We start from the raw sequence: 23,087 nt of genomic DNA on the forward strand, positions 1-23,087 counted from the left end.
CACGTGTCCCGGACGCGATGCAGCGCGTCAGCGGTGCAGCGCAGAGCCGGGACCCATTATCCGGGAGACCGGCGTTGTGGGCCCCGGCTCTGCAGCGCACCGCTGAAGAAGCGCTGCGCTGCGTCCGGGGCACGAGGTCATATAACGATTACGACCCGCTACCGAACGTATTGCAGGCCTGGACCGTGCCCTGCTGATAGCCGGTCATGAACCATTGCTTGCGTTGCGCCGCCGAGCCGTGCGTGAAGGAATCGGGCACGACGCGGCCGGTGGCCTGGCGCTGCAGCGTGTCGTCGCCGATCGCGCTCGCCGTGGTCAGCGCGGCATCGATGTCGCCGGGCTCGAGAAAATTCGGACGCTTCTGCGCCTCGCGGTTGACCCAGACGCCGGACAGGCAGTCGGCCTGCAATTCGACCTTCACCTGAAGCGCGTTGGCTTCGGCCTTGCTGCCGGCCTGCTGCTGCATCCGCGTCACGCGCGGGATGATGCCGAGCAGGTTCTGGATATGATGGCCCGCCTCATGCGCGATGATGTAGGCGGTGGTGAAGTTACAGGCGGACTTGCCGGAGCAGCCACGGAAGCGCGTCTCGACCTCGCGGAAGAAGCCGGTGTCGAGAAAGATGGTGCGGTCGGGCGGACAATAGAACGGTCCCATCGCCGACTCCGCCCGGCCGCAGCGCCCACCATTGGTGACGTTGCGGAACAGCACGACCTTCGGACCGGTGAAAGACTGGCCCGAGGCCTGGAAGATCTCGGTCCAGCGGTCGTCGATCTCGCCGAGGATGCCGGAGATCATGCTGCCCATCTCGTCGGTCGGCGCGCCGCGCTTGCCGGAGGAGGCCTGACGATCGGTCTGATAGCTCGGCGCATGGCCGCCGCCGGTGAGGATCTCGGCGCCTCCGATCAGAATGCGTGGGTCGATGCCGAAGGCATAGCCGACCAGGCCGAGCACGATGATGGTGCCGATGCCCAAACCGCCGCCGCCCATCGGCAAGCCGAACCCGCCTCCACCACCGCCTCCGCCACCATCATCGCGACGATCCTCGATATCGTCGCTGCGGCGGAAATCATCATAGCGCATGGCGGGCTTCCTCGGTCCTTGGTGGGCGTTGCTCGGGGGCGCAAGAGCGCCAAAGGTCAACGCGCCACACACGTAAAATTTCCGTTGCTTTAATCAATATCCCGCTCGGCAATTATTGCCTAGTGCGACAGCGTGCGCCTGCCAGCAATTTTTTCCGAGGGTCGAGCAATTTTTTCCGAGAGAAATTTGGCGCCTTTTTGGAGCCATGATTGCTCCGTCGGCAAGGCGAACGCGAAATACACTGTAAAACACGGCGAATGCGCGCGATGCTCCGCGCTCGGCACACGATGCGATGGCTGCTCACGAAAGCGGCGGGTTAAGTCGATTTTTACTTTGCCGCTTCAATGTAACGGTCAGTCGGTTGTTTGGTCCCGCGTCGCCGACAGCGTCGCCTGAGTCAGAGTTCTTGAGTCATGGTAGAGTCGCGTCGCGGGGCGTCTGCAAGGGCGCCCCGCACAAATTTCGAGTCCCCTTCGCATCGCATCATTCTCGGCGATTGCGTCGCCGAGATGTCGAAGCTTCAGGCTGGTTCGGTCGACCTCGTGTTCGCCGATCCGCCCTACAATCTCCAGCTCAAGGGCGATCTCAAGCGCCCCGACGAATCCCATGTCGATGCCGTCGACGACGACTGGGACAAGTTCGATTCATTCTCCGCCTATGACGATTTCACCCGCGCCTGGCTGCTTGCCGCCCGCCGCGCGATGAAGCCGTCGGCGACGATCTGGGTGATCGGATCCTATCACAACATCTTCCGCGTCGGCGCGATCATGCAGGACCTCGGCTTCTGGCTCCTGAACGACATCGTCTGGCGCAAGACCAATCCGATGCCGAACTTCCGCGGCCGCCGCTTCACCAACGCGCACGAGACCATGATCTGGGCCGCGCGCGACGAGAAGGCCAAGGGCTATACCTTCAACTACGAAGCGCTGAAGGCCGCGAACGAGGACGTGCAGGCACGGTCCGACTGGCTGATCCCGCTGTGCACCGGCGAGGAGCGCCTCAAGGGCGCCGACGGCAAGAAGGTGCATCCGACGCAGAAGCCGGAGGGCCTGCTCGCGCGCGTGCTGCTGTCGTCGTCCAAGCCCGGCGATCTCGTGATCGACCCCTTCAACGGCACCGGCACCACCGGCGCGGTCTCAAAGCGCCTCGGCCGCTCCTATATCGGCTTCGAGCGCGACAAGACCTATGCCAAGGCGGCTGAAGCGCGCATCGCCGCGGTCGAGCCGCTGCCCGAGGCAAGCCTCGCCCCGTTCATGACCGCGCGCGAAGCGCCGCGGGTGGCGTTCTCCGAGCTGATCGAGCGCGGCATGATCATGCCCGGCACGAAGCTGTTCGACGCCAAGAAGAAGCTCGGCGCCCTGGTCCGCGCCGACGGCGCCATCATGCTGGGCGACAAGGTCGGCTCGATCCACCGCATCGGCGCCGTGGCGCAAGGCGCCCAAGCCTGCAACGGCTGGACCTACTGGCACGTCGAGACCAAGAAGGGTCTCAAGCTGATCGACGAGCTGCGCGCCGAGATCCGCGCGGGCATGGGAGCGGGGTAGTTTTCCCTCCCCGTCATTCCGGGGCTCGCGAAGCGAGAACCCGGAATCCATCTAACCACACAACATGCGGCCCAATGGATTCCGGACTCGCGCCGAGAGGCGCGCCCCGGAATGACGGCGGCAGTGGTTGAAAGCCGCCGCCGCCAGGACTACATTCGCCCGGTCAGCCCCGTCCTGACCGGTCCGGCTCCCATGCGACGACAGTCCGAGACATTGCTGCTGGTGCCGTTGCTGCCGATCTTCCTGATCGGCATGTTTCCGATGTTCCTGATCGCGCTCCTGGGATTCTTCGGCCTCGCTCTGTTCGGCGTGCTGGTGATCTGCGTCGGGCTCGCCAGCAGCAACGAGGCCCACGACAATTTCAATCACGACGTCATCGTCCACGGCTATTCACGCGGATCGGAGCGCAAGGCACGGGCCTCCGACATGCATCTCGCCGCGCGGCTCGGGCTGCGGCTGGAGGCCGTGGGCGCGGCCATGATCATTACGGCGGCGATCGGCCTTTGTTACGCCGGCTGACCTGCGTACCGCGCAGACACCGCCCGGCAAACTCGCCGGTTGCCCTCGCCGACTAGGTTCAGGCAAGGGAAGGCAGCCTCGCGGCCATGCCGCCGCGTTCGCTCTCGGCCGACAAACAATGGGAGATGATTGATGCTCAAATTCTATTTCAACGGGTCGCCGAACCCGACCAAGGTGGCGCTCTATCTCGAAGAGGCCGGCCTGCCCTTCGAGCCGGCGAAGATCGACACCCGGACGGGCGAGCAGTTCACGCCGGACTATCTCAAGATCAATCCGAACGGCAAGGTGCCGGCGATCGACGATGGCGGCACCATCGTGTTCGACAGCAACGCCATCCTGCTCTATCTCGCCGAGAAGACCGGCAAGTTCCTGCCCGCCGCCGGCGCGCGCGGCGAGACGCTGTCCTGGCTGATGTTCGTCGCGTCCGGCGTCGGGCCGTATTCGGGCCAGGCTGTGCACTTCAAGCATTTTGCGCCGAAGGACCAGAACCACGACTACGCCCACAACCGCTACCAGTACGAGACCGATCGCCACTACAGGATTCTCGACGGTCACCTCAAGGGCCGCCGCTACATGGTCGGCGACGATTATTCGATCGTCGACATGGCGCTGTGGGGCTGGGCGCGGATGGTGCCGTTCAAGCTCGGCGACGACGCCTTTGCGCGATACCCGAATGTGAAGCGGCTGGTGGACGAAATCTCGGCGCGGCCGGCGGCGGCGCGCGCGGTCGCGCTGAAGGACAAGTTCACCTTCAAGGCCGAGATGGACGACGAGGCGAGAGCCAACATGTTCAAGCACATGACGACCAAGGTCGCCTGATCGGGCGTGCCGCCCGTCGAGGCCACGCGCATGCGCGTGGCCTTTGGCGTCTCGAGGCTCAGGCGGCGTGGACCGAGCTCAGGAACCTGGCGACTTCCTGCTTCAGGCGGCTGCTGTCGGCCGATAGCAAGCGCGCCGCCGACAGCACCTGCGAGGAGGCCGATCCGGTCTCGGAGGCGCCGCGTTGCACGTCGCCGATATTGGTCGAGACGCGCCGCGTGCCGTGGGCCGCCTGCTGGACGTTGCGGGAGATTTCCTGCGTCGCCGCGCCCTGCTCCTCCACGGCGGCGGCGATCGCCGAGGAGATCTCCGACAGCCGCTCGATGGTGCCGCTGATCTCCCGGATGGAGCCGACCGACTCCTCCGTCGCGGCCTGGATGCCGGAGACCTGCTGGGCGATCTCGCCCGTGGCTTTGGCGGTCTGCTCGGCAAGCGCCTTGACCTCGGTGGCGACCACGGCAAAGCCGCGGCCGGCCTCGCCCGCACGCGCGGCCTCGATGGTGGCGTTCAGCGCCAGAAGGTTGGTCTGGCCGGCGATGGTGCTGATCAGCTCGACCACGTCGCCGATGCGGGCGGCCGCCTTGGAGAGCTCGCTGACGCGTTCGTTGGTTTTGGTCGCCTGACCGACCGCCTCGCTGGCGATGCGGGCGGATTCCTGCACCTGGCGGGCGATCTCCGTCACCGAGGAGGACAGCTCCTCGGTCGCCGAGGCAACGGCCTGCACGTTGGCCGTGGCCTCCTGTGACGCCGACGCCACCTCGGTCGACAGATCCTGCGCGCGTGTCGCGGTCGCGGTCAGCGTGCCGGCCGAGGCCTCCAGCTCGTTCGATGCCGACGACACGGTGTCGACGATCTCGCCGACCGCCTGCTCGAACTGGTCGGCGAGCCGAACCATGTCGGACTTGCGGCTCTCGGCCTGTCGCGCCTCGATCTCGCTCTGCTCATTGCGCAGACGCTCGGTGTCGATCATGTTGGTCTTGAACACCTCGATCGCCTTGGCCATGTCGCCGATCTCGTCGGCCTTGCCGCGGCCGGGGATCTCGACCTCGAGATTGCCGCCGGCAAGCAGCGCCATCGCGCGCGTCATCGACGTCAGGGGACCGACGATGCTGCGGGCGATCAGGAAAGCGACGATCAATCCGAACAGGATGGCAAGGCCGCCCGCGATCTCCTGCACGGTGGTCGTGCCGTCGATCACGGCTTCGGCGGTGTTGCGCGACTCCTTGTAGTCCTTCTTCAGGGTGGCTTCGGCGACCTTGAGCTTGGCAATGCTGTCGACGATGAGCGGCGCGAGGTTCTTGTGGTAGATCTCGTCGGCCTGGAGCATCGCCGCCGACGTGGTCTCGAAGGCGGATTTGTAGATTCCGAGCGAGGTCTTCACCGGTGCGAGCGTGGTCCGCAATTCGGTTGCCTGCGGACTCTTTTCGAGCGCTGAAAGCCGCTGCGACGCCCGGTCCACATTGGTTCTGAAGTTGGCGGGCCCCTTGACGTCGCGCAGCGCCAAGAAACGCCAGTTCGCGATCTGAACGAGGAGCAGCCTGGATTCGAGATCGGCGACGAGAGCCCCGGTGTCTTCGTCGACGGCGGCCCGCGCCACATCGACCAGCTTGTTCATCTTGACCGTCAATTCGTCGCCGCTCGGCAGCAGCGTCGCCTTGCCCGTTCTCGCCTCGTTGACGGCATCGCCGAGATTGTCGCGCAGGCCTTTCATCTTGGCAATGTCGGCGATCAACTCATTGTAGAGCTTCCGCCGCTCCTCGGAGGCGGTGCCTTTCGCGCCGACCTGCAACAGCTCGGTCGCCGCGGTCTCGCGCTCTGCGGCCTCCTTCATTGCGGGCTCGCTGGCGTCGTAGATGTATCGCAGATTGGCCCGCTGGATCGCCTGAAGATGGGTCGAGATCTCCAGGACCCGTGCGGTGCTGTCCGAAAGCGCCGATTGTCGCCCGACCTGATCCTGCACTTCCCGTAAATTCCAGACGGCAACCACCGCCATCACGAGACCAACCGCCACCAAGGCCATGAATCCTGCGTACAGGCGTCCCCTGATCCGCAAACGAAAGTTCGGCATTCCCACTGTCCACCCGGATGCATGTGAATTCGGGCGGACCAACGACTCCGGCGATCGTCACGGCCACCCCGGCAGCCGCAAGCCGCCTTTCGGCGCCCACGCTGCACTGCGACACAATGAGGGACACTTGTTAATTGAACCTTCCCATTTTTCGCGCGCCCCCGCGTCGCGCGCACAAAATCTGCTGATTTTGTGGCCAGTTGCGCGATGATCCGGCGCAAGGCCGGCGCCCCCATGCAAATCTCTGCACGGGAGCCCGGAGGCATGCTTGTCAGGCGGTGGCCTGCTGCAATCTGACGCCCCGCAGCCCTCGCGCGCTCTATTTTCGCCGGGTAGGCTTCGTCAGCTCGTACGCGATCTCGGCACGAGACATCCCGCAGTCCTGGAGTTCGCGCTCGCTCATGGCGGCGAGGTGATACCGGGCCCGCGACCGCTCGCGCCTGATACGGACGATCGCTGACAATTTGCGCCAGATCGACGCGACCACCGCCGGCCGGGGCGGACGACACCGGCCGGCGGACGAGATGGTCCTCAACCGGATCAGCTCGCGGCCCTCGCACCCGTTTGCGGGAACGGACCGAGCGCCTTCTCGGTCAGGATCGAGTCGCAATATTCCCTGATCTCCTTGATCTTGCCGTCCTCCAGCTGGAACACCAGGCAATAGTCGTTGTCGTAGCGCACGCCTTCCGGGGTGACGTTGTCGCCCTTGGCTTCCACCACGACGGTATCGCCCTCGGCGATGAAGCGGTGGGCGACGGTGCGTGTCCGGTCACGCAGGCGGGTGCGGACATAGCCGTGCAGATCGTTGAGGATCGCTTCCTTGCCTGTGAAGGTGCGCGACCAGGAATACTGGCCGGTCACGACCCATCTGGCATCGTCGGCAAGGCTTGAGGTGAACAGGGAGCGGTCGCGCACGGCCGGGTCGGGGTTGGCGGCAGCGGCGAAGATATCCTGCATCAGTTTCTTGTTGGCGCTCGCGCTCATGGCGGCATCTCCGTGTGGTGGCGATACGAAGATGATCGCTGCGCGAGATGAATTCTTCAAATCGATATCGAATATGATATCTATTCGCCTCATGAATTTGAATTCGCTTGACCTCAATCTGCTGACCGCGCTCGACGCGCTGCTGCGCGATGCCAGCGTCAGCAGCGCCGCACTTCGGATCGGACTGTCGCAGCCGGCCGCGAGCCACGCGCTCCAGCGGCTGCGCGACATTTTTGGCGATCCGCTGCTGGTGCGCGCCGGCGCGCGGATGGAGTTGACGCCGCGGGCGCAAGCCCTGCGCGCGCCGCTGGCGCAGGCACTCGACCAGGTGCGCGGGCTGTTCGTGCCTGATGATTTCGACGCCGCGCGCAGCGAGCGGCAATTTCGCCTGATGATGCCTGATCTCGCGGTCGAGCTGTTGATGCCGCCGCTGATGGAGAAGGTGACGCGGGCCGCCCCCAACGTCCGCATCGACGTCGTGCCGTGGCGGAGTTCTCCGATCTTCCACGCCGACTTCGCCCGCACCATCGATCTCGTGATCTCGATCGGCAACGCCTTCAAGGGCTTTCACCGCCAGCTGCTCTACACCGACAGCGATGCGCTGGCGGTCCGGCGCGGCCATCCGGTTGGCGCGAAGCTGAAGCGGCACGAGGCCTTCCTCGCCGCGCGTCATGTCGGCGTGATCATCCGTGGCCAGAGCGAGGACCTGATCGACACCTGGCTGCGAGCCAAGGGCATCGAGCGGCACATTTCGCTGATGGTGTCAGGTTATCTCGAGGCGCTCCACGTCGCCGCCCGCACCGACCTCGTCGCCTTCGTGCCGCGCCGCCTCATCGCGGCGTTGTCAAGGCAGTTTGGCCTCGTCGCGGTGGCGCCGCCGCTCGACCCCGGGATCGACGAGCAGTTCATGTTCTATCCGACCCGCGCTCAAATGGACCCCGGCTCGATCTGGCTGCGGCGGCTGATGCTGGAGACGGGACGGGGGCTGGAGAAGCGGAAGGCCGGATAGAACGCGGCTTCAAAAAATCCGCTGTCGTCCCGGACAAGCGCAGCTCTTGCAACGCGTAGCGTTGTCTGGAGCGAAGCGCCGATCCGGGCCCCATAACCACAGGGCGTGGTTTGGCGAAGACTGGTCGTTCGGTACTTCTGGCGAACGCGATCGATAGATTCCGCGGTATGGGTCCCGGGTCTGCGCTTACGCTTGCCCGGGACGACACCGAGGTTGTTACGCCTTCTGCGCGTCCATCACCTTGCGCACCGCGGGGCGGTCGGACATGCGCTTGAAGTGATCGGCGATCTTCGGCGTGGCATTGATGTCGACGCTGTCGCCTTCGAGCCAGTGCGAGAGCGTGTGGAGATAGGGATCGCAGATCGTGAACTGATCGCCCATCACCCAGGGTCCTCTAAACATCTTCTGCTCGATCAGGGCGAAGCAGGCGCCCATGGTCTTCGGGACCATCGCCTTCATGTCGGCGAACGAGCTCTCCTGCGTGGCCCAGCGCGCGCCGCGCATCTTGTGGGCATGGTTGATGTGCACGGTCGAGCAGAGATAGGAGTTGAACGACTGCACCTGGGCGAAGTCGAAGGGGTCGTCGAGCGGCGCGAGCTTGGCCTTGGGGAAGGTCTGCGCGATATAGGCCAGCATCGCCGGCGTCTCGGTGAGGACGCCACGATCGGTCACCAGCGCCGGCACACGGCCCTTCGGATTGATCGCGAGATAGTCCGGGCTGGTCTGCTGGTTGTCCTTGAAGCTCAGCCGTTCAGCCGTGTAATCGGCGCCGGCCTCCTCCAGGGTCATGTAGGTGGCGAGCGCGCAGGTGCCGGTGGCGTAGTAGAGCTTGAGCATGTCGGACCTCATGGGAAAATTGGAAATTAGCGGCTGTCGCCCCTCAGGTCTATAGCAGGACATTCTCTTCGCAGTTGCCCACATCCGCTCGCCTGTGCCAAGACGCCAGCAATCGGAGGGGTTTTGTCATGACCGTACTCATCGCCGGCGGCGGCATCGGCGGGCTGACGCTCGCGCTCAGCCTGCACGCAATCGGCGTTCCCGCAAAAGTGTTCGAGAGCGTCGCGGAGCTGAAGCCGCTCGGCGTCGGCATCAACGTGCTGCCGCATGCGGTGCGCGAGCTGATCGAGCTCGGGCTGATGGACAAACTGGATGCCAGCGGCGTGCGGACCCGCGAGCTCGCCTATTTCTCCAAGCACGGCAAGCCGATCTGGAGCGAGCCGCGCGGGCTGGAGGCCGGCTACAAATGGCCGCAATTCTCGATCCATCGCGGCACGCTGCAACAGCTCCTGCTCGACACCGCGATCGAGCGGCTCGGCCGCGAGAATATCCTGACCAGCCATCATCTGACCGGCTGGAGCGAGACGGCAAACGGCGTGCGCGCCGATTTCATCGACAGGGCGACCGGCAAGGCCGCCGGGACCTATGACGGAGCGATCCTGATCGCCGCCGACGGCATCCATTCCGCCGCGCGAGAAAAGCTCTATCCGGGCGAAGGCCCGCCGATCTGGAACGGCCGCATCCTCTGGCGCGGAGTCACGCCGGCAAAAGCCTTCCTGTCCGGCCGCACCATGATCATGGCCGGGCACGAGATCCTGAAATTCGTCTGCTACCCGATCTCCAAGGCGCCGGATGCGGCGGGCGACCATCTGATCAACTGGGTTGCCGAGCGGCACATGCCGCCGACCTATCAATGGCGGCGCGAGGACTATAACCGCACCGCGCGGCTGGAGGAGTTTCTGCCGTGGTTCGAGAGCTGGCAGTTCGACTGGCTGGACGTGCCCGGCCTGATCAAGAACTGCCCGCACGCCTATGAATATCCGCTGGTCGACCGTGATCCGGTGTCGCAATGGACCTTTGGCAAGGTCACGCTGATGGGCGACGCCGCGCATCCGATGTACCCGATCGGCTCGAACGGCGCCTCGCAGGCGATCCTGGATGCCCGCACCATCACCCGCGAGATCCTGGCGCATGGTCCGACGCAGGCCGCTCTGCTCGCCTATGAGGCCGAGCGGCGGCCCGCGACCACCGACCTCGTCCTGCTCAACCGCAAGAACGGGCCCGAGCAGGTGATGCAGCTGGTCGAGGAGCGCGCGCCGCATGGTTATGGCGTCGTGACCGACGTGCTGTCGCAAAAGGAGCTGGAAGACATCGCCGCGAACTACAAGCGCGTAGCGGGATTCCAGGTCGAAGCGCTGAACGCGAAGCCGCCGATCGTGAGTAGGGATGCGAAGCGGGTGGGCGGGTAATACTCTCGCTGTAGCGAGATGCGCATTGATGTGCCCTCGCCCCTTGTGGGAGAGGGCAGCAATGCCGGTAGACGCGGGCTCACACGGGTGAGGGGTTCTCTCCGAGTAAACCTCTCGCATTCGAGATCGCTGAACCAACCCCTCAACCGGCGCTTCGCGCCACCTAAGGGAAGAAGAAACCGCGGCTGGCTATTTACCAACCACCCTCGCCGCTTCCAGCAGCCGCTCGGTCGCGCTGGCCGTCGCCAGCACCGTGCCGTCTTCGGCCATCAGCTTGCCTTCGACGAACGCAATCGTCTTGCCGAGTTGCGTGACCTTCGCCTCGCCGATGATGGGGCCGGGCCTGGCGGGGCTGAGAAAATTCACGGTCATGCTGATCGTGGTGGTGTAGAGCCGGCCCTCGCTCATCACCAGCACCGCCGGCCCCATGGTGTCGTCGAGCATCGCCGAAAGCATGCCGCCCTGGATGAACCCCGCCGGATTGCAGAACTCCGGCTTGCCCTCAAAGGCGAGCTTGATCCAGCCCTCCTCCGGGCGCGCATCGAGCAGGCGCCAGCCGAGCAGCTCGGCGCAGGGCGGCTTTCGAAAGTTGTCCAGCGCAGTCTTGACCATGCAAACCTCCGTTGCCGTCGCTGGATAGCGCACCGCTACTGACAGCATGGTGTCAGCAGGATGGATCCTAGAGATCCAATCCGTGCGCGATCACCTTGCGCATGACGTTGGGCAGCGCTTCGCTGACCAACGTCGCGATCGGCACCCAGCGCATGCCCTCGGGCGCGCGGGTACGCGCCTCGACCGTCGCCGTGTAGACCACCAGCTCCAGCGGAAAATGCGTGAAGACGTGGGTGACGACGCCCACCTTGCGCTGCCAGCGCGACAGCCCCTTCAACTCGGGCGCCTGCTGCTTGGCTTGAGCGTCGTCATGACCGGCGAGCCAATCCGAGCCCGGAACCTCGGTCATGCCACCGAGCAGGCCCTTTTCAGGCCTCGAGCGGACGAGCAGCTCGTCGCCGCGCGTGACGACGAAGGCCGCGCCGCGCCGCAACGTCCCGCTCTTCTTCGGCGCCTTGCGCGGAAAGGTTTCCTGTGTGCCCAGCGCGCGCGCGGTGCAATCATCGCTGAACGGGCACAGCGAGCAGGCCGGCTTCCTCGGCGCGCAGATCGAGGCACCGAGATCCATCAGCGCCTGCGCGCTGTCGCCGGCGCGAGAATCCGCAAGCAGCGTCGCCGCCAACTGCTGGATCCGCGGCTTGGCCTGCGGCAGCTCTTCTTCAACAGCAAAGAGGCGCGACACCACGCGCTCGATATTGCCGTCGACCGGCATGGTGCGGCGATCGAACGCGATCGCCGCGATCGCCGCCGCCGTGTAGGGCCCGATGCCGGGCAGCGCGCGCAGCCCCGCCTCCGTATCGGGAAAGACGCCGCCATGCTCGCGCGTCACCGCGACCGCGCACGCATGGAGGTTTCGCGCGCGCGAGTAATAGCCGAGCCCGGCCCACATCCGCAGCACGTCATCCTGCGACGCCCGCCCCAGCGCTGTGACGTCAGGCCAGCGCGCGACGAATTTTTCGAAATAGGGCCCGACGGCTTTCACCGTGGTCTGCTGGAGCATGATCTCCGACAGCCAGACGCGGTAGGGATCCGACGCCTCCCCGGGCGCGGCGCGCCAGGGCAATCGGCGGCGGTGGCGGTCGTACCAGGCGAGCAGAAGCTTCGGGCGAGCCGATGAGGTGCTCGCCGCCGAGCTCCGTTCCTTCTTGAGCGCGGTCGTGGGGGGCATCCGCTTTTACTAGAGGAGGATTACGCCCGTGGCCAGCGCGACAGGGAAGTTGCCTGCTATAACGCCTTGCGTTATACACAAGCATGATCCAGAGCTTCGCCAACTCCGAGACAGAGTTGATCTGGTCCGGGCGGCGAAGTCGGAAACTGCCGCCCGACATTCAAAATGTAGCCTTGCGAAAGCTGCGTCTGTTGAATCAAGCCCGGCTGTTGGCCGATCTCAAGGTTCCTCCGGGCAACAGGCTCGAAGCTCTTAAGGTCGACCGCCAGGGCCAGCATTCGATCCGGATCAACGATCAATGGCGCATCTGCTTTGTTTGGGACGACGGAGGACCGAGAGATGTCGAAATCGTCGACTACCACGACTAGGAACGGGCTTCTCCGCAATCCCCATCCCGGTGAAATCCTGCTCGAGGAGTTCCTGAAGCCGATGGATCTCAGCCAGAATGCGCTGGCGCGTGCCGTTCGCGTACCGCCGCGCCGGATCAACGAGATCGTGCTGGGCAAGCGTGATATCACCGCCGACACCGACCTGCGGCTCGCCCGCTATTTTGGTCTGTCGGAGGGCTTCTTCCTGGGGCTCCAGATGGATTACGATCTGATGCAGCGGCGCCGTGAAATCGATCGCGACCTCAAGGCCATCCGGCCCCGCGCGGCGGCATAACGGACAGGGCCCATGTCCAAGCCTCCTCCCATCTTCAAGCCCGGTCCCATCAGTGCCAAGCCGCTCGGGGTCCTGCTCAATGACGTCTTTGCCGAGGCCTATGCCAAGCAGGGTTTTGCCGCCCGCGAGCTGGTGACGCGGTGGGCGCAGATCGCCGGACCGGAGATCGCGGCCCATGCCGAGCCGCTCAAGATGCAATGGCCGCGGCCGGTGGAGGGCCAGCCGCAGGAGCCGGCAACCCTGGTGCTGCGGGTCGAAGGGCCAATGGCGCTGGAGATCCAGCATTCGGCCGACGTGATCCTGGAGCGGGTCAACCGCTTCTTCGGCTGGAGCGCGGTCGGCAAGCTCGCCTTCCGCCAGGCTCCGCTGTCGCGCGCCCATCGGCCGGCCCGCCCCGCCCCGCCGGATCCCAAATCGGTGGCCAGGGAGGCGGAGAGCCTGGGGGACATCGAAGATGAACAATTGAAGACGGCGCTGGCGCGGCTCGGGGCCGCCATCAAGCGAAATTGAGCCTTATTTCGCGCCCAATCTGGACCCGTCCCTGCCGCTCGCCATTGCCTCAAACCACGTTTCAAGCTAGCGACAGGCCGCCCGGAACCTACGATACGCGGGCGAGCCACGCCAATTCGGGAGCCGACCTTGATCATCACCCGCCGCGCCTTCACCACGATGCTGTCGCTGACCGGGCTTGCCGCGGTTGCCGGGTTCTCGCCGCTGCGATTCATCTCCGACGCCATGGCGCAGGCGGCCGGCGACGTCGCCAAGCCGGTGTCGCTGCCCGACATGGCGCTCGGTCCGAAGGAGGCCCCCGTCACCATCACCGAGTACGCCTCGATGACCTGCCCGCATTGCGCGGCGTTCAACGAGCAGGTGTTCCCCAAGATCAAGTCGGAATACATCGACACCGGCAAGGTGCGTTACATCTTCCGTGAGTTCCCGCTCGACATCAAAGCCGCCGCCGGCTCGATGCTGTCGCGCTGCATCGCCAAGGACGACGCGCCGAAATACTTCGCGGTCACCGACATGCTGTTCCGCCAGCAGAACGACTGGGTGATGAAGAACACCACCGAGACCCTGACACGGATCGGCAAGCAGGCCGGCCTCACCCAGCAGCAGGTCGAGGCCTGCCTGAAGGACCAGGCGCTGCTCGACAAGATCGCCGCCGACCAGAAATATGCCAGCGACGTGCTGAAGGTGGATTCGACACCGACCTTCTTCATCAACGGCGAGAAGATCAAGGGCGAGACCTCGTTCGAGGACTTCGCCAAGAAGATCAATCCGCTGCTGAAGAGCTGATTCGCTCGTCACGATCCTGATTCGCATCTCGAAAGCCGTAGCTTTCCCGGCATAAATCCCTTGGGAAAAGCGGCTTTCGCCGGTTGCCCTCGCGGCGCGCGGCGGCCATTGTCCGACCGCATGAGGCGCCTCGCGCGACTCGCCCGGATAGCGACACTGCCTTCCATGGTATTGTCCCGGCAGGGGGATTCGCGCCTGCCAACAGAGATGCGTGCTTATGAAAATCACCCGCCTGCGACTTCACGGCTTCAAGTCCTTCGTTGAGCCGACCGACTTCGTCATCGAGCCCGGCCTGACCGGCGTGGTCGGACCCAACGGCTGCGGCAAGTCGAATCTGGTCGAAGCGCTGCGCTGGGCGATGGGCGAGACCTCGTACAAGTCGCTGCGCGCCGCCGACATGGACGCGGTGATCTTCGCCGGCTCCGGCAACCGTCCCGCCCGCAACCACGCCGAAGTGACGATGACGATCGACAATGCCGATCGCACCGCGCCGGCGGCGATGAACGACAGCCAGCTGCTGGAAATCTCCCGCCGCATCGAGCGCGAGGCCGGCTCGGTCTACCGCATCAACGGGCGCGACGTGCGCGCCCGCGACGTGCAGATCCTGTTCGCCGACGCCGCCACCGGCGCGCGCTCGCCGGCCCTCGTCCACCAAGGCAAGATCGGCGAGATCATCCAGGCCAAGCCGGAGCAGCGCCGCCGCGTGCTGGAAGACGCCGCCGGCGTCGCTGGCCTGCATGCCCGCCGCCACGAGGCCGAGCTGCGGCTCAAGGCGGCCGAAACCAACCTCACCCGCGTCGAGGACGTGATCGGCCAGCTCGCGGGGCAAGTGGAAGGGCTGAAGAAGCAGGCCCGCCAGGCCGTGCGCTATCGCGAGGTCGCGGCCAAGGTCCGCAAGGCCGAAGCCACACTGTTCCATCTGCGCTGGATCGGCGCCCATGCCGACGTCAACGAGTCCGGCCAGACCCATGATCTCGCCGTTCGCGAGATGGCCGAGCGTACCCAGCACCAGGCCGAAGCCGCCCGCATCCAGGCCATCCGCGCCGCAGAAATGCCGGCGCTACGCGATGCCGAAGCGCGCGCTGCGGCGGGGCTGCAGCGCCTCACCAATGCCCGCGAGCTGCTCGACCGCGAGGAAGAGCGCGCCAAGGAGCGCGTCGCCGAACTCGAGCGCCGCCTCGCCCAGTTCGAGGGCGACATCTCCCGCGCCCAGCAGCAGACCATGGACGCCGACGTCGCGCTGCAGCGGCTCGACACCGAAGACGCCGAGCTGAAGGAAGAGATCAAGTCGCGCGTCGAGAAGCGCTCCGGCGTCGACGAGCGCGTCGCCGAAGCCGAGGCGGTGCTGACCGAAACCGAGCAGCAGTTCGCCGAGCTCACCACCGCGCTCGCCGACCTCACCGCCAAGCGCAACCAGCTCGAAGCCAACGTCCGCACCCATCGCGACAAGCTCGCCCGTCTCGATCAGGAGATCGCGAATGTCGCCGCGGAGGAGCAGAAGCTCGCTACGGAGACCGGCGGCTTCGGCGATCTCGACGAGCTGACCGCGACGGTCGAGACCGCCGAGCAGACGCTGGCAGCTTCGGAAGCCGCCGCGCAGGCCAGCGAAGCTGCGCATGTCGCCGCGCGCCAGACGCTGGAATCCTCGCGCTCGCCGCTGGTCGAAGCCGACAAGCGCGTGCAGCGGCTCGAGACCGAGGCGCGCACGATCTCCAAGATCGTCAACGGCGAGACCAAGAATCTGTGGCCGCCGATCATCGACGGCATCACCGTCGACAAGGGGTTTGAGAAGGCGATCGGCGCCGCGCTCGGCGACGATCTCGATGCGCCGGTTGATCCCTCCGCGCCGATGCGCTGGACCAATGCCGGCGTCACTGACGGCGATCCGGAGTTGCCCGAGGGCGTCGTGCCGCTTGCCAATCACGTTCAGGCCCCGGCCGAGCTGGCCCGCCGCCTGGCGCAGATCGGCGTGGTGCCGCGCGAGCGCGGTGCCGAGCTGGTCTCGCAGCTCAAGACCGGCCAGCGGCTGGTCTCGCCCGAAGGCGACGTCTGGCGCTGGGACGGCTTCGTCGCGGCGGCTCACGCTCCGACCGGCGCGGCCCGGCGGCTTGCCGAGCGCGCCCGTCTCGTCGACATCGAGAACGAGCTGGAGCAGGCCCGCATCGACGCGCAGATCAAGCGTCAGGCGCTGGAGAACGCCGAGTCCGAGCTGCAGATGGCGGCGAGCACCGAAGGTGCCAGCCGCGAAGCCTGGCGCGCTGCGCAGCGCGAGCTGAACGTCGCGCGTGAGCGCCACGCCACCGCCGAGCGGGAGATCAGCCGCCACGCCGCCCGCAAGGCGACGCTGTCGGAGGCGCACAGCCGCCTCGCCGCCGACCGCGCCGAGGCCGAGGCCGCGTACGAATATGCCGAGGCCGGCATCACCGAGCTGCCGTCGAGCGAGGACACCGAGACCCATCTCGCGGCCGTCCGCAGTGACATCGAAGGCCATCGCCGCATGGCCGCCCAGGTCCGCGCCGAGGCGCAGGCGCTGGCGCGCGAGGCCGAGCTCGCCGACCGCCGCGTCCAGGCGATCCTCGCCGAGCGCACGGAGTGGCAGAACCGCAAGGAGAGCGCGGCCTCCCATATCGACACCATCCAGGCCCGCATCGCCGAGCTCTCGATCGAGCGTGGCGATCTCGAAAACGCGCCCGCGGTGTTCGCCGAGAAACGCAGCGCGCTGATCACCGAGATCGAATACGCCGAAAACGACCGCCGGATGGCCGCCGACGCGCTCGCCGCCGCGGAAAGCGCGATGGCCGAAACCGATCGCGTCGCGAAGCTGACGCTCGAGGCGCTGTCGAGCTCCCGCGAGGCCACCGCCCGCGCCGAGGAGCGCATGGAGAGCGCCCGGCGCCGCCTCGAGGACATCGAGCGTGAGATCCGCGACATGCTGGAGGTCGAGCCGCAGGCCGTTGCCGGCCTCGCCGAGATCGAGCCCGGCGCCGAGCTGCCGCCGCTGCACGACATCGAGGAAGAGCTCGAGAAGATGCGCCGCGACCGCGAGCGCCTGGGCGCGGTGAACCTGCGCGCCGAGGAAGAGCTGCGCGAGGTCGAGACCCAGCACACCGGTCTCGTCACCGAGCGCGACGACCTCGTCGAGGCCATCAAGCGGCTGCGCCAGGGCATCCAGAGCCTCAACAAGGAGGCGCGCGAGCGGCTGCTGACCTCGTTCGAGGTGGTCAACAACCACTTCAAGCGCCTGTTCGTCGAACTGTTCGGCGGCGGCGAGGCCGCGCTGCACCTGATCGAGAGCGACGACCCGCTGGAAGCCGGCCTCGAGATCATCGCAAAACCACCGGGCAAGAAGCCGCAGACGCTGTCGCTGCTCTCGGGCGGTGAGCAGGCGCTGACCGCGATGGCACTGATCTTCGCGGTGTTCCTCACCAATCCCTCGCCGATCTGCGTGCTGGACGAAGTCGACGCGCCGCTCGACGACCACAACGTCGAGCGGTACTGCAACCTGCTGCACGAGATGACCGGCTCGACCGACACACGCTTCATCATCATCACGCATAATCCGATCACGATGGCGCGGATGAACCGCCTGTTCGGCGTCACCATGGCCGAGCGCGGCGTCTCGCAACTGGTGTCGGTGAGCCTGTCGGAGGCGGTGGACATCCTCGACCAGAACGTGGCGTGATTTTTTGGCCGTCATTCCGGGGCGATGCGCAGCATCGAACCCGGAATCTCGTGCCACCATTTCGAGATTCCGGGTTCGCGCTACGCGCGCCCCGGAATGACGGCGAATTAAGATGATCTCGCCCACACTCCCGCCTGAACTCAAGGCCTCCCTCGACGGCAAGCTCCAGGGCTTTTCGCGCACCGACGCTGCACAGCGCTCGCAGAAAATCTCGACCACCTACCGCGCCGGCGGCGGCTCGGGCACGATCAAAACCGACGCCGATGCGTTGGCCTATGCTCTGGCGCGCATGCCGGCGACCTACGCGGCGGTGGCCGCCAGCCTGAACGCTTTGACCGAGATCGCACCAAGCCTTGCCCCGGAGACACTGCTCGACGTCGGTGCGGGTCCGGGCACCGCAAGCTGGGCCGCGGCGGAAGCCTTTCCGTCGCTGCAGGACTTCACGCTGCTCGACGCCAACGCCACCTTGAGCCGGCTCGCGCTCGAACTCGCCCGCGACAGCACGCGTCTGGCGGACTGCCGCTATCTGCCGGGCGATGCCGGCACCAACCTCGCCGACGCATCGCAGGCAGATCTCGTGGTCGCGAGCTACGTCATCGGCGAGCTCGGTGAGGGCGATCAGCGCAAACTCGCAGACGCCATGTGGGCCAAGGCCCGCCGCGCGCTGGTCGTGATCGAGCCCGGCACGCCCGCCGGTTACGCGCGCATCCTCGCGCTGCGCCAGCAATTGATCGCAGCCGGCGCTCATGTCGCCGCGCCCTGCCCGCATGAAAAGCCCTGCCCCCTCACCGCACCGGACTGGTGTCATTTCAACCAGCGCCTGCCGCGCTCGCAGGCGCACCGCCAGATCAAGGGCGCCGACGTGCCGTTCGAGGACGAGCGTTTTATTTACGTCGCCCTGACCCGCACGCCGCCCGCCACGCGCACCTCGCGCGTGCTGGCGCCGCCGGAGGTCGGCAAGGCCGAAATCACGGCGAAGCTCTGCACTGAGGACGGTGTCGCCGCGACGAAGGTGCCGCGCCGCGACAGGGCCGCTTATGCAAGCGCCCGACGCTGGCGCTGGGGCGACGCCGTTCTGTCCGAAAGTTAACCTCGATCGCCGCTTTCGCCTTGAACTCGGATGGCTTCCGCTCCGACCAAATCCTACCTTCCCTCTGCGCCGGGGCTCTCGCTCCGCGCCAATCTGGTCTAGGCTGCACCCGCCTCTTCCCCCTTCAGGAGTTCTCCATGTCGACCGGCTGGATCGTTCTCGGCGTCATCGTCGTCCTCGTGTTCCTGGCGTTCAGCGCATACAACCGCCTGGTGGCACTGAGCCAACGGGTCGGCCAGGCCTTTGCCGACATCGACGTGCAGCTCAAGCAGCGTCACGACCTGATCCCGAACCTGGTCGAGACCGTGAAGGGCTATGCCTCGCATGAGCGCGGCACGCTCGACGACGTCATCAAGGCGCGCAATTCGGCGATGTCCGCGCAGGGACCGTCGCAGGTGTCCGCCGCCGAGAACCAGCTCTCCGGCGCGCTCGGCCGGCTGATCGCACTGTCGGAGGCCTATCCCGACCTCAAGGCCAACGCCAATTTCCAGCAACTCGCCAGCGAACTTTCCGACCTCGAGAACAAGATCGCGGCGAGCCGCCGCTTCTTCAACAGCGCGGTCCAGGAATACAACACCGGCATCCAGCAGATGCCCGCCGCCCTGTTCGCCGGCATGTTCGGCTTCACCAAGAAGGACTTCTTCGATCTCGGCGCGAGCCGCACCGACGTCGAGGCCACGCCCCAGGTGAAGTTCTGATTGTCTGACATGTCCATTATTTTTCTTCGTCATTCCGGGGCGTCGCAAAGCGACGAACCCGGAATCTCGAGGTTCCGGGTTCACGCCTTCGGCGCGCCCCGGAACGATGGACATTGACGAAGGCGCGTCATGGCCGCGTATGGTCTCTACACGCACATCGCCTCGAACAAGTTTCGTTCGATGCTGCTGCTTGCCGGCCTGTTCCTGCTGATCTACGTACTGGTCTATGCCGGTGCGCTGATCGCCGAGGCTCTCATCGACAGCAACCAGACCGTTGCTTTCTACCTGAGCCGCGCCTTCCACGATTTGATCGTCGCCGCGCCGGTTGCGACGATCGTTGCGGCCGCCTGGGTCGTGATCGCCTATTTCTTCCACCAGTCGATAATCGATGCAGTCACCGGCGGTCACGACATCACCCGGCAGGAAGAGCCGCGGCTCTACAATCTGCTCGAAAATCTCTGCATCTCGCGCGGCATCACCATGCCGAAGCTGAAGATCATGGACAGCCCGGCGCTGAACGCGTTCGCGACCGGCCTCAATCCGCGGCAATATTCGATCACCGTCACCACCGGTCTGCTCGATGCGCTGAACGACAAGGAGATCGAGGCGGTGCTGGGCCACGAGCTGACCCACATCAGGAACGGCGACGTGCAACTGATGGTCGTCGCCGTCATCATCGCCGGCGTGGTCGGCTTCTTCGGCGAATTGTTCTTCCGCCTGTTCACGAATTTGAGCTGGAACTCCGGTGGCGGCTCGTGGTCGTCGGACTCCTCTTCATCCTCGCGATCGTCCTCGTCATCCAGCGACAGCAAGAGCTCCGGCGGCGGGGCGGTGATCGTCATCATCATCGCGGTCGTGCTGATCGTGGTGGCCTGGCTGTTGTCGCAGGTGGTGAAGCTCGCTTTGTCCCGCTCGCGCGAATATCTCGCCGACGCCGGCTCGGTCGAACTGACAAAGGACCCCGATGCCATGATCTCGGCGCTGCGCAAGATCGAGAACCGCGGCGAACTGCCGGGCGCGACCTCGGCGGTGATGGAGCTCTGCGTCGACAACCCGCGCGAGGGTTTTGCCGATCTGTTCGCGACCCATCCGTCGGTGCAGTCGCGGGTCGACGCGCTGGTCAAGTTCGCCGGCGGCCATGATCCCGGCCCGCTGCCGACGCCCGGCGACGAGGCGGACGCGCCTGAGGCGCAGTCCGAACAGCAGGACGAACCGCCGCCGCTGCGCCAAGGACCTTGGGACGATGCAGGCGGCCCGGCCAGTCCGCCGCCCGTGCCCGCGCCGAGTCCCGCCGGAACCGCAACAGCCACCCCGATCAATCCCATGGGCCCTTGGGGCCGCCATTGAGGGGCGTGATTTGCCGTCACGTGCGGCTGGTTTCGCGAGGCCTTGGAAAAACTCCGGGAATTGCCTCAACCGGGTGCCAGAGATTTGAATTCTCCCTTGTTTCTGCCATGTTCGCGCCCAACAGCAGACTCGGGACATCGATTTGGGGCCCGGCCGGTTGCAAAGCGCAATCGGAGGGCGCGTTAGGGGACAGCAATGGCAAAGCCGGCAGTGGTTGTGGTAGGCGCGGACAAGGGCGGGGTCGGCAAGACCACGGTGTCGCGTACCTTGCTCGATTATTTTTCCGCCAACAACGTGCCGACACGCGCCTTCGACACGGAGTCGCCCCGCGGAACCCTGAAGCGCTTCCACCCTGACATCACCGAGATCGTCGACATGACGACGACGTCGGATCAGATGAAGATCTTCGACACGCTCAACGCGACCAGCCCGTCGGTGACCGTGATCGACGTCCGCGCCGGCCTGCTCTCGCCGGCTCTGGCCTCGCTGCGTGACATCGGTTTCCTCGACGCCGCCAAGGCCGGCCAGATCACCTTTGCGGTGTTCCACATCCTGGGCCCCTCGATCGCTTCGCTGGACGAGATCGCCGAGACCGCGGGCTTCATGACCGGCGCAAAATATTTCCTGGTGAAGAACTTCATCAACGACACCCAGTTCTTCCAGTGGGACCAGGCGACCTACAATTCCTACTTCCACCGCATCAAGGACGCGACCGAGCTGACCATCCCCAAGCTCAACGAGATGGCCTACGAGCAGGTCGAGGTGTCCTCGGTCCCGTTCCTGAAATTCGTCGCCAACAAGGGCATCAACGACGAGGCCGCGAACTATTCGTTCGTGCTGCGCGGTTACGTCCGGCACTGGCTGGCCAACGTCTGGAGCGAGTTCGACCGCATCCGCCTGACCGACATCGTCGGTTCGAAGTCCGCCGGCCGCAATAGCGAAAAATAGTTGCGGGCGAGGTGTGGATACGGCTGGATTGGGCGGAGAGTTCGCTCAGATAATAGCTCGTGATGCCCGCGACACCCGTCTACATCATCTGCTCGCCCCGCCCGCAGGTCGGCAAGACCCTGCTGGCGCGGCTGCTTGCCGAATTCCTGCTGCTCAAGAACGGCAACGTCGCGGCCTTCGACGTCAACCTGAAGGAGCCGTCGCTGCTCGATTACCTGCCGAAGGTCACCGAAACGGCGGACGTGATCGATACGTTCGGCAAGATGCAGCTGATGGACCGGGTCATCGTCGATGATGGTGTTGCCAAGGTCATCGACCTCGGCTTCCACGCCTTCGACGAGTTCTTCAAGATGGCCGACGAGATCGGGCTTTTGAAGGAAGCGGCGCGCCGGCATGTCGCACCGCAGATCCTGTTTGTCGCCGACACCGACCGCGTCTCGGCCCGCGCCCACGAGATGCTGCGCGGCCAGATCCCGCGGATGAACCTGATCACGGTGGACAACGAATATGTCATCCGCGGCGAATTGCCTGCTGCGATGGAAGGCGGCCGTCTATTCCGCCTGCCCGCGCTGCCCGGCTTCCTCAAGACCTATATCGACCGGCTGAACTTCTCTTTCACCGGTTACCTCCGGCAGGAGAAGGACACCTCGACCGAGTTGCACCAATGGACCCGGCGCAATTACCTCGCGTTCCGGGAGCTGGAGCTCAGCCTGATCCTGCAACGGTCCTGATTTGTAAATTGACCCGGGCGATCTATTTCGCCCGTGCTACTCAGTGCCCCTCGAACGTCATCAGCGTGCGCACCGGCACGTCCATGGCGCGCAGCTTGGCGGCACCGCCGAGTTCGGGCAGGTCGATGATGAAGCAGGCCGCGACCACATTGGCGCCGATCTGGCGCAGCAGCTTCACCGCGCCCTCCGCAGTGCCGCCGGTGGCGATGAGGTCGTCGACCAGGATGACGCGCTCGCCGGGCGCGATGGCGTCGACATGCATCTCCATCTCGTCGATGCCGTATTCCAGGGAGTAGGCGATCCGCACGGTGGTGTGCGGCAGCTTGCCCTTCTTGCGGATCGGCACGAAGCCAGCCGAGAGCTGATGCGCCACCGCGCCGCCGATGATGAAGCCGCGCGCCTCCATGCCGGCGACCTTGTCGATCTTGTTGCCGGCCCAGGGATTGACGAGTTCGTCGACCGCACGGCGGAACGCGCGCGCATCCGCGAGCAGGGTCGTGATGTCGCGGAACATGATCCCCGGCTTGGGATAGTCGGGGATGGTGCGGACGCTCGCCTTCAGATCGTGGTCAAAGGTCATTG

At 65.6% G+C, this 23,087-nt stretch carries 23 protein-coding genes; 15 read left to right on the forward strand and 8 right to left on the reverse strand.

Features of this window, described 5'->3' with window-relative positions:
- Positions 1-148: 148 nt before the first annotated feature.
- On the reverse strand, positions 149-1,081 hold the full coding sequence (locus tag QSV46_RS15335; protein WP_314952550.1) for a neutral zinc metallopeptidase: 933 nt from the start codon (positions 1,079-1,081) through the stop codon (positions 149-151).
- A 413-nt stretch (positions 1,082-1,494) separates the two neighbouring features.
- Between QSV46_RS15335 and QSV46_RS15340 the strand changes: the two genes are divergently transcribed.
- The 3 genes from QSV46_RS15340 (at position 1,495) to QSV46_RS15350 (ending at position 3,963) form a co-directional block, all read left to right on the forward strand.
- Complete coding sequence (locus tag QSV46_RS15340; protein WP_314952553.1) at positions 1,495-2,625, forward strand: site-specific DNA-methyltransferase; 1,131 nt, start codon at positions 1,495-1,497, stop codon at positions 2,623-2,625.
- Between the two features lie 111 nt (positions 2,626-2,736).
- The gene (locus tag QSV46_RS15345; RefSeq protein WP_314952556.1) at positions 2,737-3,144 is read left to right on the forward strand and encodes a hypothetical protein; all 408 of its coding nucleotides are present in this window, start codon (positions 2,737-2,739) and stop codon (positions 3,142-3,144) included.
- 132 nt (positions 3,145-3,276) lie between these two features.
- Positions 3,277-3,963, forward strand: a complete 687-nt coding sequence (locus QSV46_RS15350; RefSeq protein ID WP_314952558.1) for a glutathione S-transferase family protein — start codon at positions 3,277-3,279, stop codon at positions 3,961-3,963.
- A gap of 58 nt (positions 3,964-4,021) precedes the next feature.
- Here QSV46_RS15350 and QSV46_RS15355 read toward each other — a convergent pair whose 3' ends face one another.
- The 3 genes from QSV46_RS15355 to QSV46_RS15365 all read right to left on the reverse strand — a co-directional run bounded on the left by QSV46_RS15355 (position 4,022) and on the right by QSV46_RS15365 (position 7,015).
- Positions 4,022-6,031, reverse strand: coding sequence for a methyl-accepting chemotaxis protein (locus QSV46_RS15355; protein ID WP_314952561.1), 2,010 nt, complete (start codon positions 6,029-6,031; stop codon positions 4,022-4,024).
- 319 nt (positions 6,032-6,350) lie between these two features.
- Positions 6,351-6,518, reverse strand: a complete 168-nt coding sequence (locus QSV46_RS15360; protein ID WP_314952847.1) for a DUF1127 domain-containing protein — start codon at positions 6,516-6,518, stop codon at positions 6,351-6,353.
- Between the two features lie 53 nt (positions 6,519-6,571).
- Positions 6,572-7,015, reverse strand: a complete 444-nt coding sequence (locus tag QSV46_RS15365; RefSeq protein WP_314952562.1) for a nuclear transport factor 2 family protein — start codon at positions 7,013-7,015, stop codon at positions 6,572-6,574.
- A 91-nt stretch (positions 7,016-7,106) separates the two neighbouring features.
- On the opposite strand from QSV46_RS15365, the gene QSV46_RS15370 reads away from it, so the two are divergent.
- A complete protein-coding gene (locus QSV46_RS15370) occupies positions 7,107-8,024 on the forward strand; it encodes a LysR family transcriptional regulator (protein ID WP_314952564.1) in 918 nt (305 codons plus the stop codon).
- A gap of 216 nt (positions 8,025-8,240) precedes the next feature.
- Here the strand turns inward: QSV46_RS15370 and QSV46_RS15375 are convergent, their stop codons facing one another.
- Positions 8,241-8,861: a glutathione S-transferase family protein gene (locus QSV46_RS15375; protein ID WP_314952567.1), complete on the reverse strand. Its 621-nt coding sequence runs from the start codon at positions 8,859-8,861 to the stop codon at positions 8,241-8,243.
- Positions 8,862-8,989: 128 nt separating this feature from the next.
- Between QSV46_RS15375 and QSV46_RS15380 the strand changes: the two genes are divergently transcribed.
- Positions 8,990-10,270: a flavin-dependent oxidoreductase gene (locus tag QSV46_RS15380; protein ID WP_314952569.1), complete on the forward strand. Its 1,281-nt coding sequence runs from the start codon at positions 8,990-8,992 to the stop codon at positions 10,268-10,270.
- Positions 10,271-10,459: 189 nt separating this feature from the next.
- Here QSV46_RS15380 and QSV46_RS15385 read toward each other — a convergent pair whose 3' ends face one another.
- Together QSV46_RS15385 and mutY are read right to left on the reverse strand one after the other, a co-directional pair.
- Positions 10,460-10,882: a PaaI family thioesterase gene (locus tag QSV46_RS15385; RefSeq protein ID WP_314952571.1), complete on the reverse strand. Its 423-nt coding sequence runs from the start codon at positions 10,880-10,882 to the stop codon at positions 10,460-10,462.
- 67 nt (positions 10,883-10,949) lie between these two features.
- Positions 10,950-12,050 (reverse strand): A/G-specific adenine glycosylase, encoded by a 1,101-nt coding sequence (gene mutY / locus QSV46_RS15390; protein WP_314952572.1) that lies wholly within the window; start codon positions 12,048-12,050, stop codon positions 10,950-10,952.
- 83 nt (positions 12,051-12,133) lie between these two features.
- On the opposite strand from mutY, the gene QSV46_RS15395 reads away from it, so the two are divergent.
- The 10 genes from QSV46_RS15395 to QSV46_RS15440 all read left to right on the forward strand — a co-directional run bounded on the left by QSV46_RS15395 (position 12,134) and on the right by QSV46_RS15440 (position 22,505).
- Positions 12,134-12,418, forward strand: coding sequence for a type II toxin-antitoxin system RelE/ParE family toxin (locus tag QSV46_RS15395; protein WP_314952575.1), 285 nt, complete (start codon positions 12,134-12,136; stop codon positions 12,416-12,418).
- The gene (locus tag QSV46_RS15400; protein WP_028134868.1) at positions 12,390-12,713 is read left to right on the forward strand and encodes a HigA family addiction module antitoxin; all 324 of its coding nucleotides are present in this window, start codon (positions 12,390-12,392) and stop codon (positions 12,711-12,713) included. The genes QSV46_RS15395 and QSV46_RS15400 overlap by 29 nt, the downstream gene beginning before the upstream one ends.
- Positions 12,714-12,725: 12 nt before the next feature.
- On the forward strand, positions 12,726-13,223 hold the full coding sequence (locus QSV46_RS15405) for a DUF721 domain-containing protein (RefSeq protein WP_314952581.1): 498 nt from the start codon (positions 12,726-12,728) through the stop codon (positions 13,221-13,223).
- Positions 13,224-13,352: 129 nt separating this feature from the next.
- A complete protein-coding gene (locus QSV46_RS15410; protein WP_314952584.1) occupies positions 13,353-14,009 on the forward strand; it encodes a DsbA family protein in 657 nt (218 codons plus the stop codon).
- Positions 14,010-14,226: 217 nt separating this feature from the next.
- Positions 14,227-17,691 carry a chromosome segregation protein SMC gene (smc, locus tag QSV46_RS15415; RefSeq protein ID WP_314952587.1) on the forward strand — a complete coding sequence of 1,155 codons (3,465 nt, stop codon included), beginning with the start codon at positions 14,227-14,229 and terminating at the stop codon, positions 17,689-17,691.
- A 112-nt stretch (positions 17,692-17,803) separates the two neighbouring features.
- Complete coding sequence (locus QSV46_RS15420) at positions 17,804-18,781, forward strand: small ribosomal subunit Rsm22 family protein (RefSeq protein ID WP_314952589.1); 978 nt, start codon at positions 17,804-17,806, stop codon at positions 18,779-18,781.
- A 137-nt stretch (positions 18,782-18,918) separates the two neighbouring features.
- Positions 18,919-19,479 (forward strand): LemA family protein, encoded by a 561-nt coding sequence (locus QSV46_RS15425; RefSeq protein WP_314952592.1) that lies wholly within the window; start codon positions 18,919-18,921, stop codon positions 19,477-19,479.
- A 129-nt stretch (positions 19,480-19,608) separates the two neighbouring features.
- Positions 19,609-20,826: a M48 family metallopeptidase gene (locus QSV46_RS15430; protein ID WP_314952597.1), complete on the forward strand. Its 1,218-nt coding sequence runs from the start codon at positions 19,609-19,611 to the stop codon at positions 20,824-20,826.
- A gap of 195 nt (positions 20,827-21,021) precedes the next feature.
- Positions 21,022-21,774: a hypothetical protein gene (locus QSV46_RS15435; protein WP_314952600.1), complete on the forward strand. Its 753-nt coding sequence runs from the start codon at positions 21,022-21,024 to the stop codon at positions 21,772-21,774.
- Positions 21,775-21,836: 62 nt separating this feature from the next.
- Entirely contained in the window at positions 21,837-22,505 is a 669-nt protein-coding gene (locus QSV46_RS15440) for a hypothetical protein (protein ID WP_314952603.1), read from the forward strand.
- Between the two features lie 40 nt (positions 22,506-22,545).
- Here QSV46_RS15440 and QSV46_RS15445 read toward each other — a convergent pair whose 3' ends face one another.
- The gene (locus QSV46_RS15445; protein ID WP_314952605.1) at positions 22,546-23,085 is read right to left on the reverse strand and encodes an adenine phosphoribosyltransferase; all 540 of its coding nucleotides are present in this window, start codon (positions 23,083-23,085) and stop codon (positions 22,546-22,548) included.
- Positions 23,086-23,087 lie beyond the last annotated feature (2 nt).

Source organism: Bradyrhizobium cosmicum (genome assembly GCF_032290525.1).
GTDB lineage: Bacteria > Pseudomonadota > Alphaproteobacteria > Rhizobiales > Xanthobacteraceae > Bradyrhizobium > Bradyrhizobium cosmicum_A.